Source organism: Streptomyces aureoversilis, from assembly GCF_042657885.1.
Classification (GTDB): Bacteria; Actinomycetota; Actinomycetes; order Streptomycetales; family Streptomycetaceae; genus Streptomyces; species Streptomyces aureoversilis.
In genome coordinates, this window is the sequence record NZ_JBHSKJ010000028.1 from 16,920 (window position 1) to 33,439 (window position 16,520).

The 16,520-nt window shown below is 74.8% G+C and carries 11 protein-coding genes; 5 read left to right on the forward strand and 6 right to left on the reverse strand.

Going from position 1 to position 16,520, the window contains the following annotated elements; genetic code table 11:
- Window positions 1-3: 3 nt before the first annotated feature.
- From ACFPP6_RS33255 to ACFPP6_RS33280, 6 genes are read right to left on the reverse strand one after another with little or no spacing between them, the layout of a single operon-like run.
- Window positions 4-1,446 carry an aminotransferase class I/II-fold pyridoxal phosphate-dependent enzyme gene (locus tag ACFPP6_RS33255; RefSeq protein ID WP_382050331.1) on the reverse strand — a complete coding sequence of 481 codons (1,443 nt, stop codon included), beginning with the start codon at window positions 1,444-1,446 and terminating at the stop codon, window positions 4-6.
- The gene (locus tag ACFPP6_RS33260) at window positions 1,331-6,802 is read right to left on the reverse strand and encodes a beta-ketoacyl synthase N-terminal-like domain-containing protein (RefSeq protein ID WP_382050234.1); all 5,472 of its coding nucleotides are present in this window, start codon (window positions 6,800-6,802) and stop codon (window positions 1,331-1,333) included. Before ACFPP6_RS33260 ends, ACFPP6_RS33255 begins: the two co-directional genes overlap by 116 nt.
- Before the next feature lie 11 nt (window positions 6,803-6,813).
- Window positions 6,814-8,445, reverse strand: coding sequence for a D-alanine--poly(phosphoribitol) ligase (locus tag ACFPP6_RS33265; RefSeq protein ID WP_382050236.1), 1,632 nt, complete (start codon window positions 8,443-8,445; stop codon window positions 6,814-6,816).
- Window positions 8,442-10,283, reverse strand: coding sequence for an aminotransferase class I/II-fold pyridoxal phosphate-dependent enzyme (locus ACFPP6_RS33270; RefSeq protein ID WP_382050238.1), 1,842 nt, complete (start codon window positions 10,281-10,283; stop codon window positions 8,442-8,444). Before ACFPP6_RS33270 ends, ACFPP6_RS33265 begins: the two co-directional genes overlap by 4 nt.
- Entirely contained in the window at window positions 10,280-10,543 is a 264-nt protein-coding gene (locus ACFPP6_RS33275) for an acyl carrier protein (protein WP_382050240.1), read from the reverse strand. Before ACFPP6_RS33275 ends, ACFPP6_RS33270 begins: the two co-directional genes overlap by 4 nt.
- 14 nt (window positions 10,544-10,557) lie before the next feature.
- Window positions 10,558-11,553 (reverse strand): beta-ketoacyl-ACP synthase III, encoded by a 996-nt coding sequence (locus tag ACFPP6_RS33280; RefSeq protein WP_382050242.1) that lies wholly within the window; start codon window positions 11,551-11,553, stop codon window positions 10,558-10,560.
- 295 nt (window positions 11,554-11,848) lie between these two features.
- Between ACFPP6_RS33280 and ACFPP6_RS33285 the strand changes: the two genes are divergently transcribed.
- The 5 genes from ACFPP6_RS33285 (at window position 11,849) to ACFPP6_RS33305 (ending at window position 16,335) form a co-directional block, all read left to right on the forward strand.
- On the forward strand, window positions 11,849-12,094 hold the full coding sequence (locus tag ACFPP6_RS33285; RefSeq protein ID WP_179083350.1) for an acyl carrier protein: 246 nt from the start codon (window positions 11,849-11,851) through the stop codon (window positions 12,092-12,094).
- Window positions 12,091-13,317 (forward strand): beta-ketoacyl-[acyl-carrier-protein] synthase family protein, encoded by a 1,227-nt coding sequence (locus tag ACFPP6_RS33290; RefSeq protein WP_382050244.1) that lies wholly within the window; start codon window positions 12,091-12,093, stop codon window positions 13,315-13,317. The genes ACFPP6_RS33285 and ACFPP6_RS33290 overlap by 4 nt, the downstream gene beginning before the upstream one ends.
- A 132-nt stretch (window positions 13,318-13,449) precedes the next feature.
- A complete protein-coding gene (locus ACFPP6_RS33295) occupies window positions 13,450-14,340 on the forward strand; it encodes a DUF6206 family protein (protein ID WP_382050246.1) in 891 nt (296 codons plus the stop codon).
- Window positions 14,327-15,133, forward strand: coding sequence for a 4'-phosphopantetheinyl transferase family protein (locus ACFPP6_RS33300; RefSeq protein WP_382050248.1), 807 nt, complete (start codon window positions 14,327-14,329; stop codon window positions 15,131-15,133). The genes ACFPP6_RS33295 and ACFPP6_RS33300 overlap by 14 nt, the downstream gene beginning before the upstream one ends.
- A gap of 11 nt (window positions 15,134-15,144) precedes the next feature.
- Window positions 15,145-16,335, forward strand: a complete 1,191-nt coding sequence (locus ACFPP6_RS33305; RefSeq protein WP_382050250.1) for a nitroreductase family protein — start codon at window positions 15,145-15,147, stop codon at window positions 16,333-16,335.
- Window positions 16,336-16,520 lie beyond the last annotated feature (185 nt).

Sequence of the window (16,520 nt, forward strand, 5' to 3'; positions counted from 1 at the left end):
GGATCACACCAGAAGGTCGAGGGAGGTTTCGAGGTCGACCTCGGTGTGGTCGACGTTGACGAAGAAGCGCAGCCGGCACTTGTCGCGCTCGACGGCCGGATAGCCGATGGGCATGACGTTGACGCCCTGCTCCAGCAGGGAGTTCGACAGGGCCATCGTCTTCTCCCAGTCGCCGGTGATGACCGGGATGACGGCGGACGCCCGGGAGACCCCGATGTCCAGGCCGCGCTCCCGGGCCCCGTCGCGGAAGAAGTCCGACAGCTCGCGCAGCCGGGCCACGCGCTGCGGCTCCTTGCGGACGACCCGGATCGCCTCCAGGGCCGCCGCCGCGTTCGCCGGCGAGATGCCGGTGCTGAAGATGTGCAGGGGAGCGGTGAAGCGGAGGTACTCGACGATCGGTTCGCGGGCCGCGATGTAGCCGCCGAGGCTGCCGATCGCCTTGCTGAGGGTGCCCATCCACAGGTCCACGTCGGCCCGGTCGACGGCGAAGTGCTCGCCGATGCCGCGACCGGTCTCCCCGAGCACGCCCACCGAGTGCGCCTCGTCGATCATCAGCATGGCGCCGTGGCGCTGCTTGACCTCGATGAACCGGGGCAGGTCCGGGATGTCGCCGTCCTGGCTGTAGGCGCCCTCGATCACCACGAGCGCCCGCCGGTGCCGGCCGCGCAGCGCGGTCAGGATCCGGTCCAGGGCCTCCCAGTCGTTGTGCGGGAAGGGCCGCCGCCGCGCGCCGGAGAGGACGCAGCCGCGCACGGTGGAGTCGTGGCTCCACTCGTCGTGGACGATGAGGTCCTCCGGCCCGAAGAGGTGCCCCACCGTGGCCACGTTGGTGGCGTGGCCGCCCGCGAAGACGATCGCCGCCCCGGTGCCCAGGAACGAGGCGATCTCGGCGTCGAGCTCGTGGTGCAGCGGCGTCTCGCCGAAGAGCAGCGGGGTCGCCGACGCCGACGTGCCGTACTGGTCGATGGCCTCCTTCGCGGCCTGCCGCACCTGCGGATGTCCTGACAGCGCCAGGTAGTTGAAGGCGGCGAAGTTGACGACCTTGCGGCCGCCGATGGTGGCCTCGGCGGAGTTGAAGCCCTCGTGCGAGCGGCCGTACGGGTTCGAGCCGCCGGACCGGGCCTGCCGCAGCCGCCCCTGCAGCTCGGCGTACTCGGCCCACTCCTCGAACGCGTACTCCTGCTTCACCGCCGGCCGCGCGGGCTGCGGAACCAGGGGCGGAACGGCCTGCGCCGGGGCGGGGGCGGGGGTGGCAGGCGCCTGCGGAACGGGTCCGCCGCCGTCGCCCAGCCGGTCCACCAGGTCCCGTACCGTCGGGTCCTCGGGAAGGTCACGGTGCAATGCGTCCATCCGATCGGGGAATTGGGCGGCGATGCTGCGCTGCAGATCGGTGCGCATCAGCGAGTCGAACCCCAGGTCCACGCCGAGGCGGGCGTACGGGGGGATCTGCTCGGCGGGGAAGCCGCAGATCCGCGCGATGTGGCCGAGGACGCTGCCCTCGACGACCGCGCCGCCCGCCGCCGGGGCGTACGGCTCCTGCGGCTCCGGGCGGGGCGCGGAGGACGGCGCGGCGGGGGCCGGTCACGGCGGACCGCCGGGCCCGCTCCGCGGGGGCCGTGAACCAGTACGACTCCCGTTCGAGGACGGCGTGCGGCACCGGGACGCGCCGCGGCGCGTCCTGCCCGTCCAGCGCGGCCCAGTCCACGGCGCCGCCCGCGCAGTGCAGCCGGCCCAGCGACTGCAGCAGCGACTCCCACGCGTCGCCGCCGCGCCGCAGCGTCGGCAGCCACAGCGGCGCCGGGACGTCCGCCGCACCGGGCTCGGCCGCCGTCATCGACCGGCCCAGGTTGAGGAGCGTCGGATGCGGGCCGACCTCCACGAACGCGTCGCAGCCCAGCCGGCGCAGCGTCGCGAAGCCGTCGGCGAAGCGCACCGTGCCGAGCATGTGCGCGCGCCAGTAGTCCGCGTCGGGGCGGCCGGTGAGCTCTCCGGTGGCGTCGGAGACCCAGGGCACGGAGGGTTCCGCGAAGGCGATCCGCCCCGCCGCCTCCCGCAACGGCGCCGCCGCGCCCGCCATCAGCGGGGAGTGGAAGGCGTGCGAGACGACCAGCGGCCGTACGGTGACGCCGCGCCCGCGCAGGGCCTCGCCCGCCGCGGCGATCTCCGCGGCCTCGCCCGACAGCACCAGGTGGTCACCGGTGTTGACCGCGGCGACCGCGACCGAGGCGAAGCCCTCGGCCACCGCGCGGACCGCGCCGGGGTCGCCGACGCACGCGATCATCGCGCCGTCGCCCGGCTGCGCGTCCATCAGCCGCCCGCGCTCCGCCGCCAGGGCCAGCGCGTCCTCCAGGGACACCGCCCCGGCGACGGCCGCCGCGGCGATCGCGCCCGCGCTGTGCCCGAGCACGGCCGCCGGGCGCACGCCCAGCGACGTCCACACCCCGGCCAGCGCGGCCTCCAGGGCGACCAGGGCCGCCTGGCAGTACCGCGTGCTGCGCAGCCGCGCGGCACCGTCCTCGTCGAAGAGCAGCCGGGTCAGCGGGGTGCCGAGCAGCGGCCGCAGCACGGCGTCGGCGCGGTCGAGCGTGCGCGTGAACGCCTCGTGCGTGCCGTACAGCTCCTTCGCCATGCCCGGGTACTGGGTGCCCTGCCCGCTGAAGAGGAACGCCACCTTCGGCTCCGGCCGGCCCAGCACGTGGCCGCGGACCGCCGCCGTCGAGGGCCGGTCGCGCACCAGGTCCTCCAGCGCGGCGTCCAGGCCGGCGGCCGACGTCGCGGTGAGCACCGCGCGGTGCGCCAGGTGCGCGCGCCCGGTGTTCGCCGAGTGGCACACCTGCCGCAGGTCCGCGTCCGGGTGCGCCGCGAGGTGCGTGCGGTAGTGGCGCGCGAGCGCGGCCAGGGCGGTGGGCGTGTGCCCGGACAGGCACAGCGCGTGCCGCGGGCGCAGGGGCCCCGCGGCCGGGGCGGCGGCCGGGACCTCGGGCGCCGCTTCGAGGACGACGTGCGCGTTGGCGCCGCCGAACCCGAACGAGCTCACCCCGGCCCGCGCCGCGTCCCGCACCGGCAGCGCACGCCGGTCCGTGGCCACCTCCAGGCCCGCACCCTCCCGGTCCAGGCCCCGGTTGGGCGTGGACAGGTGCAGCGACGGAGGCACCTGGCGGTACTTGGTGACCAGGGCCGCCTTGATCAGCCCGGCGATCCCCGCGGCCGCCTCCAGGTGGCCGATGTTCGTCTTCACCGAGCCGACCAGGCACGGCTCCTCCGCGGCCCGCCCCCGCCCGTACACGCCCGCCAGCGCCCCCCACTCGACGGGGTCGCCGAGCGCCGTGCCCGTGCCGTGCGCCTCGACGTAGCCGACCGCGGAGGCCTCCAGGCCGGCCTGGGCCAGGGCCCGTGCCATCACCGTGCGCTGCGCCGAACCCTTGGGCGCCGTCAGGCCGTTGCTGCGCCCGCCGTGGCCCAGGGCGGAGCCCCGGATCACCGCGTGGACGCGGTCGCCGTCGGCCAGGGCCGCGGACAGCGGCTTGAGGAGGACGAGGCCGACGCCCTCGCCGCGCACGTAGCCGTCGGCCGCGTCGTCGAAGGTCCGGCAGCGCCCGCCCGCGGAGAGCATCCCGCCCTGCGCGAACGCCACCGACAGCCCCGGCGTGATCAGGAGATTCACCCCGCCGGCGAGCGCGGCGCGGCACTCTCCCGCCCGCAGGCTCTGGCACGCCATGTGGACGGCGGCGAGCGACGACGAGCACGCGGTGTCCACGGCGAGGCTGGGGCCCGCCAGGTCGAAGTGGTACGAGAGCCGGTTCGCCGCCACCGACTGGGCGTTGCCCGTCGCCGAATAGACGTCGACCGCCTCCAGGTGCGGCATCTGCAGCTCGGCGTAGTCGTGGCTGCTGATGCCGACGAAGACGCCGGTCTCGCTGCCCGCCAGGCGCGCGGGCGTGACGTGCGCGTCCTCGAACGCCTGCCAGGCCACCTCCAGCAGCAGCCGCTGCTGCGGGTCCATGCGCTCGGCCTCGCGCGCCGAGATCCCGAAGAAGCGGGCGTCGAAGGCGTCGACGCGGTCCAGGAACCCCCCGTGGCGGGGGGCGTCGACGAGGCCGGGGTCCCAGCGGTCGCGCGGCACCTCGCCGACGGCGTCGCGGCCGTCCAGCAGCAGCCGCCAGTAGCTGTCCACGTCGGGGGCGCCCGGGAAGCGGCAGCCCATGCCGACGATCGCGATCGGCTCGCCGGGGGCCGGGGCGGCCGGGACGGCCGCGGGCCGGGGTCGCTCCTGCGTGCCGAGGCGGGCCGCCAGCGCGCGGACGGACGGGTGCTCGAAGACCAGGCCCGCGGGCAGCTCGCGGCCCAGCCAGGCGCCCAGTTCGCCGGTGACGGCCACCGCCTGCCGGGAGTCCAGCCCGAGGGAGGTGAAGGGCAGGTCCCGGTCGATCGCGGAGGCCTGCAGACCGAGCCGGCCCGCGATCCGCGCGGCCAGCCACGCCTCGACGGCGGCGGCGCGGGGCGCACTTCCGCCCGCGCCGGGTGCGTCCGCGGACGTGTCCTCGCCGGGCCGGCCGGCGGGCGTGCCCTCACCGGCCGGGCTCGCGAACGTGCCCGTGCCGGCCCGGCCCGCACGCGTGCTTGCGCGGGGCCCTTCGCCGGTCGCGCCCGAGCCAGGTCCGTCCGCGAGCGCGTCCTCGCCGGGCCGGTCCCCGGGCGTGCCGACGACGGCTGCCCGGTTGCTCTCGCCGGCCTCCTCCACGGTCGGGGTCACGCCGTACGGGTCCGCGCTCCCGCCGGGCCCGGTCGCGAGCAGCAGTTCCACGAGTGTTGCCGCGTGCGGGCGCACCAGCAGCTCTCCCACCGGGACCGCTACGCCGAACTCCCGCTCCAGTGCGCCCACGGCCTCCAGGAGGCCCGCGTAGTCCAGACCGAGTTCGGCGAAGCCGCGGTCGGCGACGTCGTCCGGGCCGGCTGCCCGGCCCAGCACGCGCGCGACCGCCTCCACCGCCTCCTCGCGGCCCGGCCGGGCCGCGGGGGACGGCGGCCCCGCGTCCTCGCGCACCACGCTGGCCGCCACCACCTCCAGCCCGAAGCCCGTCAGCCCCGCCCGGCACGCCTGCCGCTGGATCTTGCCGCTGGTCGTCTTGGGCACCGTCGACCGTTTGAGCAGGACGACGGTGTGCGGGGCGACCTGGTGCTCCTCGGCGATGGCGGTGCGCAGCGCGGCGAGGGCCGCCGCGGGGTCGCCGCCGCCGGACTCGTAGGCCAGGGCGAGCTGTTCGCCCTGCTCGGTGGGGATGCCGAAGGCGGCGCCGCAGCCGGGGCGGACGGCGTCCGTCGCCTTCTCGGCGGTCAGTTCGACGTCGTGCGGGTAGTGGTTGCGGCCCTGCACGATGACGACGTCCTTGGTGCGGCCCACCACATAGAGCTGGCCGTCGCGCAGGAAGCCCAGGTCGCCGGTGCGCAGATGGGCCGCAGCGGTCTCCTCGTCCTCACCGGCCATGCGGGCGCCGAACGACTCGCCCGTGGCTTCCGGCCGGCCCCAGTAGCCCTCGGCGACGTTCGGCCCGGCCACCCAGATCTCGCCGACGCGGCCCTCGGGCGCCCGGCGGCGGGTGTCCGGGTCGACCACGGCGACCTCGACGTCCGGGACGGGCGTGCCGCAGCCGACGACCCGGGTCACCCGCTCCGCGCCCTCCGCGGCGGGCTCCGCCGCGCCGCGGGCCAGGGCGCCGGTGTCGAACGCGCCGAGGACGGGCGGCTGCGCGGCGTCGATGCCCGTGACCATCAGGGTGCCCTCGGCCAGCCCGTAGCAGGGCAGCAGGGCCCGGCGGTCGAAGCCGCAGGGGGCGAAGCGGTCGGCGAAGCGCTCCAGCGTCTCGGCCCGTACGGGCTCGGCGCCGTTGAGGGCGAGCCGCCAGGTGCTCAGGTCGAGGGCGTCGCGCTGCTCGTCGGTGATCCGGCGCAGGCACTGCTCGAAGCCGAAGTTGGGCGCGACGCTGGTCGACGCCCCCGTCCGGGAGAGGGTGTCCAGCCACAGCAGCGGCCGCCGGACGAAGGTGGCCGGCGCCATCAGGTGGGCGGGGAAGCCTCCGTAGAGCGGGGTCAGGATGCCGCCGATGAGCCCCATGTCGTGGTACGGCGGCAGCCAGGAGACCATGCCGGAGTCCTCGTCGTGCTCCAGGCGCAGATGGATGGAGCGCAGGTTGCGGACGAGGTTGGTGTGGGTGACCATGACGCCCTTGGGGTCGGACGTCGACCCCGAGGTGTACTGCAGGAAGGCGAGCGAGTCGCCGCCCGTGCCCGGCTCGTGCCAGGCCTCGGCGTCCGCGGGCCCGAGGTCGCCGGCCGTCAGCCACGTCAGCCCGGCCAGGCCGAGCGCGGAGATCTCCTCCGGCTTGGCGCGCGCGGCCTCGCGGACGTCCGCGGTGGTGTAGGCGTGCGTGGCCCCGGAGTCCCGGGCGATGGCCGCGAGCCGGGGCATGGTCTGGCCGAAGCGCGCGCTGTCCGGCGGATACGCGGGGACGGCGATGGCCCCGGCGTAGAGGCAGCCGAAGAAGGCGGCGATGTAGTCCAGGCCCGGCGGGTGGAGCAGCAGGACGGGCCTGCCGCCCAGGTTCTCGCGCAGCAGCCGCCCCGCCACGGTGCGGGCGCGCAGGTCCAGTTCCCCGTAGCTCCACGACTCGCTCGCGTCGTCGGCACCGGGGAGAAAGCGGTAGGCGAGCGCGTCCGGCGTCCGGTCCGCGCGGTGCCGGAGCAGCGCGGCCACGGTCTCCGGTTCGCCGCCGGGCCAGGGCTTCCCGATCGGTCCTCGACTCAAGATGGTCTCCGTCATTTGCTGGCAGTGCCGGCAGGCTCTGCGGTGGGCTGGGCCGCCTCGTGGTCAAGGCGCCGGTAGTCGGTCTTGCCGTTGGCGTTGTGCGGGAGCCGGTCGAGGCAGGTCGCCGTCCGCGGCAGCATGTAGCGGGGCAGGAGGCGGGCGCAGTGCTGCTTGAGCTGCACCAGGCCGGGCCGCGCGGCGCCGGGGCGCAGCGTGTAGTAGAGGGCGATGCGGGGCTGGGGGTCCTCCCCCTGCCCGGGGCGCAGCACGACCGCGGCCTCGGCGACGGCGGGGTGGGAGAGCGCCGCGGCCTCGATCTCGCCGAGTTCGACGCGGTAGCCGTGCAGCTTGACCATGCGGTCCTTGCGGCCGCGGTAGACCAGCTGCCCGTCCTCGTAGCTGACGAGGTCGCCGGTGGGGTGGCGGCCCTGGCAGTGGAGGGCGGCGGCGGGCTCGTCGGGGCGCCGCCAGTAGCCGGGGGTCACGCAGTCGCCCTCGACGACGAGTTCGCCGATCGCGCCGGGCACGTCGACGGGCCGGCCGTCGGCGACGACGCTCACGCGCGCGCCGGTGATCGGCGCCCCGATGGGCACGGGCGTGTCGCGCAGGAGGTCCTCGGGCCGCACCCGGTGGTAGGTGCAGACGTTGGTCTCGGTGGGCCCGTAGAGGTTGTACAGGGCGGTGGCGGCGGGCAGCCGGTCCGCGAGGCCGCGCAGCTGCGGGATCGGGAAGACCTCGCCCGCGAAGAGCACGTAGCGCAGGCTCCGGGTGACGTCGGGGGTGAGCACGCCCGACGCGGTGAGCAGGTGCAGGACGGAGGGGACCGAGTACCAGACGGTGATGCCGTGCTCGCGGATGCCCGCGGCCAGCGCCGGGACGTCCCGGGCGGCCGCGTCGGCCACGATCCACACCGCGGCGCCGACGGACAGCGCGACGAACAGGTCGAAGGTGCTGAGGTCGAAGTTGAACGACGCGTGGTTGGCGAACACGTCGTCCGGTCCCACGTCGAGTTCGCTGCGCGCCCAGCCGGTGAAGTTGGCCAGGTTCCGGTGGGAGATCCGCACGCCCTTGGGCACCCCGGTCGACCCCGAGGTGTAGAGGATCGCCGCCAGGTCGGAGGGCCGGAGCGCGGGCAGGATCGTCACCCGCCCGGCCCTGACCCGCGCGAAGCCCTCCCAGGAGTGGACGGGCACGCCGCGGACGTGGCCGCCCGCCGGCGGCTCGCCGGTGGTGACGACGGCCTCCAGGGAGGACGGCAGCTCCTGGTCCGCGAGCAGGTCCAGGTGGCGGCGGTCGGTGAACAGCACGACCGGCTCCGCGTCCATGAGGATGGTCCCGGCCCGGCCCGCCGGCTGCCCGCCGTCCAGGGGGACGTACGCGCAGCCCGACTGCACCGTGGCCAGGATCGCCTCGGCGTAGTGCGGGTGCTTGTCCATCCAGACGGCCACCCGGTCGCCGGTGCGGACCCCGAGGTCGAGCAGCCGGCAGGTGAGCGCGTCGACGGCGGCGGTGAACTCGCCGTAGGTCAGGGGGTGTTCGCCCACGAAGGCCGGGCGATCGGCCTGCCCGGCGGGCAGGTCCCGCCGCAGCTGGATCACGCTGGTGTTGAAGGCGCCCATGGTCGTGTGCACTTCCTCGCTCACTCGGATCGCGGCAGGACGCCGGTCTCCGTCGCGGACTCGATGAAGATCTCCGTCGCGAGCTCCAGGTCCTGCGGCGTGTGCTCGCAGGTGACGCTGACCCGCAGGCGGGCGTCGCCGAGCGGTACGCCCGGGTAGACCACGGTCTGGCAGAACAGGCCGCGCGCCCGCACGGCGCGTCCCATCTCCATGGCCTTGCGCTCGTCCCCGATGACGATGGGGAGGATGGCGCTCTCGGTCCGCTCCAGGTCGAAGCCGGCCTTGCGCAGCCGGTCGCGGAGCGCGTGGATGTTGGCCCAGAGCCGCTTGACGCGCCCGGGCTCGGACTCGATGACGTCCAGCGAGGCGATCAGCCCGGCCGCGACGCCCGCGGGGATGTTGGCGGCGAACACGTAGGAGTTGGAGTAGTAGCGCAGGTACTCGACGACCTCCTCCTCGCCGACGACGAAGCCGCCCATGCCGGCGAGGGCCTTGCTCATGGTGCCCAGTTCGAGGTCGACCTCGCCCTTGAGCCCGAAGTGCTCGGCCGTGCCCGAACCGCGCGCGCCCAGCACGCCGGTCGCGTGGGCGTCGTCGATCATCACGCGGGCGCCGTAGGTCTTCGCCAGCCGGACGATCTCCGGCAGGTCGCAGACGTCGCCGTGCATGCTGAAGACGCCGTCGGCGACGATCAGCGTGCCGCCGCCCGTGCCCTGCTCCGCACCGCGGCGCAGCACCTGCTCCAGGTCCTGCATGTCGTTGTGCTGGTAGATCCTGCGCACACCGCCCGACAGCCTGCTGCCGTCGACGATGCTCATGTGGTTGAGCTTGTCGACGACGAGCGTGTCGTAGCTCTTGACCAGGCCCGAGATGGCGCCGAGGTTCGCCGCGTAGCCGCCGGGGTAGACGATGGCGGCCGGGCGCTGCTTGAAGGCGGCCAGGCGCCGCTCCAGCTCCTTGTGGAGCATGTTGGTGCCGCCGATGAAGCGGGAGCCGGTGTGGGTGGCGCCGTAGGTGCGGGTGGCCTCGCACACCGCCTCGACGACCTTGGGGTGGTTGGCGAGCCCCAGGTAGTTGTTCGAGGCGAACATGAGGAACTCGCGTTCGCGGCCCGCCAGTTCGTCGTAGATGACGGCCCGGTTCTCGCAGCGGGAGAGCAGCGGCATGCCGTACCAGTACAGCCGCTCCTCCTCGCGCCGGCGCCGGTAGGCGCCGAAGCTGCGGGCCTTGGCGAAGAGGTCGGGGTCGCGCTGCTCGACGAAGTCCTTCATCGAGCGGCCGTCCCAGGAGCCGTCCCCGGCGCGCCCGGCCGCTCCGGCCTGCTCCGTCAGGGCGGTGAGCCCGGCGGCCAGGCCGCGCAGGCTCTGCGCGGTGACCGCCCCCACCGCGGTCTCCGGCAGGCCCAGCTCCTGCGCGGCCTCGGCGACCAGCGAGGTGAGGATGACCGAGTCGATGCCGAGCTCGCTCTCGAAGTCGGCGTCGAGGGCCAGCTGGCTGCGCTGGTACTGCGTCTGCCGCACGGCGGCGGCCAGCACCGCCTCCAGGACGGCGTCCGCGCCCTCCGCCTCCGCGGGGGCCCCGGGCTCCGCCGCCCCCGGCGTCACGCCCAGCGCGCCCTCCACCCGGGCGACGAGCTCGCGGATCGTGGTGATGTTGCCGGGCAGCCGCTCCTCGATGCCGAACTGCTCGCCGACCGACACCAGGATCGACTCCAGGATGACGGAGTCGATGCCGAGGTCGCCCTCGAAGTGGCTGTCGGGCAGCAGCTGGGACTCGTCGTAGAGCGTCCGCTCGGCGACGATCCCCACGACCTTCCGGTGGATGCGCACGGTCTCCTGCGGGCCGTCCATGAGGTGTGTCATGCGGTGCTCGCTCCTTCCCCTGCCTGCAGCCGGCCGACGAGGGCCGAGATCGCGTTGACGGAACGGAAGTTCGCCGGCGATATCTGCCGCAGCGGAACGGTGACGCGGAACTCCTGCTGCAGGTAATGGACCAGGTCGAAGACGCCCGCCGAGTCGATGATGTTCAGCTCGTCGATGGGCGTGTCCGGCTCCAGCCCGCCGGCGTCGCCGTCCATCCAGACCTCGACGATGTAATCGGTGATCAGTTTCTGAGGGGTCATCGCTTTCCTTGCCGTCAGTCGCGGTCGAGGGCGGGCCAGGTGAGCACCGTCGCCCCCCAGGTGAGGCCGCCGCCGAAGGCGGTGAGCAGCACCCGGTCCCCGGGCCGGAGCGCCCCTCCGGCGTGGGCGTGGTCGAGGGCCAGGGGGATGGAGGCCGCGGCCGTGTTGCCGACCTCGGCGATGTTCCCGGCGCAGCGCTCCTGCGGGATGCCCAGCTCGTCGGCCAGGCGGGCGGTGATTCTGTGGTTGGCCTGGTGGCTGACGAGGTGGTCGACGTCGCTCACCCGCCACCCGGCGCGGTTGAGGACGGCGCGCGCCGAGTGCCCCATGCGCTGCACGGCGAGCCGGAAGACCTGCTTGCCCTGCATCGTGAAGTAGTGGTCCTCCTCGCGCGGCGCGTACGGGCGCCGCTCGGAGCCGCCCGCCGGCACCGTGATCAGCTCCAGGCCCTCGCCGTCGCTGCCGAGGTCGAAGGGGCCGAGCGCGCCGGTCTCGCCCTCCCTGCCGGGCCGCAGGACCAGGGCCCCGGCACCGTCCCCGAAGATGACCGCGGTGGAGCGGTCGGCCGGGTTGAGGATCCGGGAGAACGTCTCCGCGCCGATGACCAGGACCCCGTCGGAGGCGCCGCACGCGATGAGGCCCGCCGCGGTCGCCAGGGCGTAGACGAAGCCGGAGCACACCGCGGCGACGTCGTAGGCCGCGACGTGGCCGAGGCCCAGCTTGCCCGCCACGGTGGGCGCGGTCGCCGGGCACGGCCGGTCCGGCGTGGTGGTCGCCACGACCACGGTGTCGACCGGCCGGCCGCCCGCGGACTTCAGCGCCTTGGCGCCGGCCCCCGCGGCCAGGTCGGAGGTCGCCATGGAGTCCGGGGCGAAGTAGCGCTGCCGGATGCCGGTCCGGGAGCGGATCCACTCGTCGGAGGTGTCGAGCGCGGCCACCAGTTCGTCGTTGGTGACGGGCACCGGCGGCAGCGCGCTGCCCACTCCGGCCACGACGGCCGCCCGCGTCACCGGGCACCGCCGCGGTGCCGGGGCCCGTGCTGGGCCCTCCGGAAAGATGTGCGGCTGGGACGGAAGCAAACCACGCGAGCGCTCCTCCGATGCGGAACAGCCGGACGGCTCCGGCGTGCCGAGTCTGCTCACCCGGGCTGACCGGACGCTGACGGATGGCTGACCCGGTCCGGGGTCAGCCATCCGTCAGCCCCCCGTCAGCGCGGCCGTCCAGACTTGCCGCACACCGGGCCGGACGGCGTGCCGCAAAGGACCCGGTGACGCACCTGACCCCACGGGAAAGGCGGACCGCACCATGAGCCCTGTCTACGACAAGCTGGTGGACCTGCTTGTCGACCGCTTCGCGGTGGACCGCGCGGCCATCGGCCCGGACGTGACCTTCGAGGAACTGGAGATGGACTCGCTGTTCCTCGTCGAGCTGCTGCTCGTCATCGAGTCCGAGTTCCAGGTGAAGATCGGCGAGGAGGCCGCCGCGCCGACCGACACCATCGCCACGGTGGTGAAGGTGATCGCGAACGAGATCGCGGCCACGGCGCCGTGAACGCCGCGGCACCGGTCGCCGTCACCGGCCTGGGCCTGGTCACCGCGGCCGGCATCGGCACCGGGGCGACCTGGGACGGCGTGTGCGCGGGCGTCTCCGCGGCCACCCGCAACCCCGCCCTGGAAGGGCTGCCGGTGGACATCTCGTGCACCGTCCCCGGGCTGGACCCCGCCCGGCACGTCGGCCGCCGCAGCGCGCTGATGCACGACCGCTTCACGCAGCTGGCGATCACCGCCGCGCGCGAGGCGGTGGCCGACGCCGGGCTCGACCCCGCGCAGTGGGACGGCGCGCGCGTCGGCGTGGTCGTGGGCTGCGGGCTCGGGGGCGTGAGCACCTGGGAGGAACAGCACCGCCGGATGCTGGAGCACGGCCCGGCGAAGGTCTCCGCGCTCCTCGTCCCCATGCTGGTCCCCAACATGGCCGCCGGGAACCTGGCCATCGACCTCGGCGCCACCGGTCCCAACTTCGTGACCGCCACGGCCTGTTCGTCCGGGGCCACCGCCATCGGCGCCGCGGCCGCGCTGCTGCGCGAGGGCGCCTGCGACGTCGTCGTCACCGGCGGCGCGGAGGCCGGCGTCAGCCCGCTGATGGTCACCGGCTTCGCGCAGATGGGCGCGCTCTCGCGGAGGCTGGACGAACCGGCCGCCGCCTCACGGCCCTTCGACGCCGGCCGCGACGGCTTCGTCATCGGCGAGGGCAGTGGCATCCTCGTGCTGGAGCGGGAGGCCGACGCGCGCGCCCGCGGCGCCCGGATCCGCTCGCTCCTCGCGGGCTACGGGGCCTCCGCCGACGCCCACCACCTCACCGCGCCCGAACCGGAGGGCAGGGCCGTCCTCGCGGCCGTCCGCACGGCCCTGGAGCAGGCCGGCACCGCCCCCGGCGACATCGGCCACGTCAACGCCCACGGCACCTCGACCCGTCTCAACGACGCCGTCGAGGCCGCCACCTTGCGCACGGCGCTCGGCGACGGCGCCGCGGTCACCTCCACCAAGGGCGTGCTCGGGCACACCCTCGGCGCCGCGGGCGCCATCGAGGCCGCGCTCACCGTCCTCGCCGTCGAGCGCTCGCTCGTCCCGCCGACCGCCAACCTCGAACAGCTGGACCCGGCCGTCGAACTGGACGTCGTCGCGGGCGAACCCCGCAAGAAGGCCGTCGACGCGGCGCTGTCCACCTCGTTCGGTTTCGGGGGGCAGAACGCGGCGCTCGTCTTCGTCGCGGCGTGATGCCGTTCCGGCGGATCCCGGGCACGCGGGGGCGCCGCCGGTGCGGATTCCGCCGGACCCTCGCCGTAGTGGTGACCCGCCGTTGCGGCGGGACGAACACCTCAGCAGACCGGAAGCAGGTGACCCCGTCCCATGACGTTCACCGTCCCGGAGGACGACCTCCGGGAACTCGAACAGCAAGTCCAGCACGCGCTCGCCGCGGGCGACCCGCGCGGGCTGACCGTCCTCGGCTACGGGGAAGTCACCCTCGTCCTCGCCCTGGAGACCGGACGCGGCGCCTTCGCCTGCAAGCGGCTGCCCGTCTTCGACGGCCGCAAGCGCTTCGAGGCCTACGGGCGCACCCTCGACCGGTACCTCGACCGCCTGCGCGCCACCGGCATCCACGTCGCCGAGACCCGGCTGTGGCACACCGAGCTGCCCTCGGGCCGGATCGCCGGCTACTGCGTCCAGCAGACCCTGCCCGTCAAACGGCTCGTCCCCGACCTCCTGCACAGCGAGGGCGACGCCTGGGCCGAGGACTTCTTCGCCCGCTTCCTCGACCGCGTGCACGGCTGCGTCTCCCCGGCCCTCGGCCTGGACGCCCAGGCGTCCAACTGGATCGACCTCGACGGCGAACTCGTCTACCTCGACGTCACCTCGCCCCTCATGCGCGACGCCCGCGGCCGCGAACTCCTCGACGTCCGGCTCTTCTTCACCTCGCTGCCGTGGCTCCTGCGCGACCCCGTCCGCCTCGCGATGTCCAAGTCCATCTTCGACAAGTTCTACACACCGCGCGGCGTCGTCCTCGACTTCCTCGGCAACCTCCACAAGGAGAGGCTGGCCGGCCTGGTCCCCGGCTTCCTCGAACAGGCCAACGCCCGCATCACGCCCGCCCTCACCGCCGAGGAGGTCGCCAAGTACTACAAGGGCGACGCCTCGATGTGGGAGCTCATCCAGCGGCTGCGCAAGGCCGACCGCGCCTGGCACCTCAAGGTGCGCCACCGCCCCTACCCCTTCCTGCTGCCACCCGATGTCGACCGCTGACACCCTCGCCGCGCCCCCGCGGCCCCGTCCGGGCGGCCTCGCCGGGGAGACGCTGGCCCTCGACCCCGCGCGGCCGCTGCACCTGGCCCGGCCCGCCGAGCAGCTCACCGCCGCCGTCGTGTCCATCGCCTGGCTGCGCGCCCAGGGCGACGCCGTGCGCGCCGCGCTGGAGGCCCGCCACCTGACCGACGACGAGGCCGCCCACGCGGCGGGCCTGCGCCTGCCCAAGCGGCGCTACGAGTGGCTCGCCGGCCGCCTCGCCGTCAAGCACGGCGTCCTCGCCCACGGCAGGCGGCACTGGGGCCGGACCGGGCGCACCCGCGACATCCGCGTCGGCGCCGTCGCCCACGGGCTGCGGGCCGGCCAACCCCTCGTCAACGCCCCCGTCGACGTGGGCCTGTCCCACTCCGGCGACTTCGCCATCGCCGTGTGCGGGCCGCGCCCCGTCGGCGTCGACCTGGAGCACGAGCGCCGCATGCCGCCCATGCTCACCTCGCTCCTGACCGCCGGCGACGACCGGGCCGCGGCCTGCGCCGACCCCGACCGCCGCCGCCTCGCCGGCATGCCCCTGCCGCTGCGCTGGGCCTGCAAGGAGGCCGTCCTCAAGCACTTCGGCTTCGGCCTGCGCATCGACCCCCGCGAGGTCGCCCTGCACACCTGGCGCGACGACCACACCTACACGTGGCGGCCCGGGCCCGACCTCCTGCGCCACGCGCCCTCGGCGGGCGACGTCCGCCCGCACGGCTGGGCCCGGCGGATCGACGGCTACTTCCTCGCCCTGGTATGGACGTGATGAACGAACCCATGACACCGCCCACTTCCCGTGCTCCCGGACTCGGCGCGCCCTTCCCCGAGGCTCTGCGGCACGCCACCGGCATCGCCGCCCTCAGCCCCTCCTCGCACAACTGCCAGCCCTGGGCGCTCGCCCGGCTGGAGAGCCGCCCGGCGCGCCGGGCCGCGGCCGACCTGCTGGGCTGCCCGGACGACGGCACCCACGTGTACCTCGCCCTCGCCGTCGACCGCCGGCGCAGCCTCACGGCCCTGCCCGCCCACCTGCTGGAGATGCGGCTGAGCTGCGCCGCCTACTGGCGGATGCTCTCCCGGGCGCTGGCCGCCCAGGGCTGGGCGCTCGTACGGGAGCGGGCACACGACAACGACAGCGGGGGTGACGGGCCAGGCGGGCCGGGCGCAGACTCCCGGCTGCCCGGCGGCCCGTGGCCCCGGGACTGGTCGCTGCTGTGGACGGCTGCGCTGCGCCGGACCGGGGAGGCCGCCGAGAGCCTGACCGCCCTGTCCGACGCGGCCCGCGCCCGGCACACCAACCGCGGCCCGTACGACGAGCTGCCGCTTGCCCCGGGGCTCCTCGGCGACCTCACGCGCCACCTGCCCACCGGGGGCCCCGCGACGGAGATCCGCCACCTGACGGAACGTCATGACCGGGATGCCTTCGCCGACTTCCTCGCCCGCCACGGAGGGATAGATTTCAGCCACCCGGCGGCGTGGCGGGAAACCCACTCGTACATCCGCTGGAGCCCCGCGGCGGTGCGCGCCCACGGCGACGGCTTCCCCGCGACCCAGCTTTTCGGGCCAATGTCGGCCCGGCAGCGGATCGCGAAGCGGATCGCCCTGTCCCCGCCGGTGATGAAGTTCCTGTGCCGCTTCGGCTACGACCGGTCGCTCGCCGGCGGCCTGGCCGCCGAGATCCGCCGCACGCCCGCCGTCGTGCTGATGAACTTCGCGGAGGAAGCACCCGGGGTGGCCGACGCCTTCCGGGGCGGCGCGCGCATCGCCGACTACTGGCTGCACGCGGCCACCGCGGGGCTGGCCCTGCACCCTCTGAGCGTCGTCATGCAGCACGAGCCCCTGCGGGCGATGCTCCAGGAGCAACTGGGCCTCTCCGGAAGGCTCTTCTTCGTCAGCCGTGTCGGCCGGCCCCGTACGGCCTTCCCTCCGGCGCCCCGGAGCGCCGGAGCGGCGGATCACCGCACGGTCTGAAAGGACCTGCCGCACACTCCGGACCACGCGGCGTAGGAGGGGACAATCCGGGCCGGCCGGCCCGTCCGCGGGCCTGCCGGAAAAGCAGCGGAACATTCCGGCCAGGACCGGAACCCGTACGTCGCGCAGCCGGGGATACTGCTCCTTGCCGCCGCCTTTACCGTGACATATTTCCCGCCAAAACC

Bases quoted from the DNA above. Each gene is read 5' to 3' on its own strand.
- ACFPP6_RS33285 (WP_179083350.1), top strand. From the start codon at position 11,849: ATGAGCCCTGTCTACGACAAGCTGGTGGACCTGCTTGTCGACCGCTTC.
- ACFPP6_RS33270 (WP_382050238.1), bottom strand. From the start codon at position 10,283: ATGACACACCTCATGGACGGCCCGCAGGAGACCGTGCGCATCCACCGG.
- ACFPP6_RS33275 (WP_382050240.1), bottom strand. From the start codon at position 10,543: ATGACCCCTCAGAAACTGATCACCGATTACATCGTCGAGGTCTGGATG.
- ACFPP6_RS33300 (WP_382050248.1), top strand. From the start codon at position 14,327: ATGTCGACCGCTGACACCCTCGCCGCGCCCCCGCGGCCCCGTCCGGGC.
- ACFPP6_RS33295 (WP_382050246.1), top strand. From the start codon at position 13,450: ATGACGTTCACCGTCCCGGAGGACGACCTCCGGGAACTCGAACAGCAA.
- ACFPP6_RS33305 (WP_382050250.1), top strand. From the start codon at position 15,145: ATGACACCGCCCACTTCCCGTGCTCCCGGACTCGGCGCGCCCTTCCCC.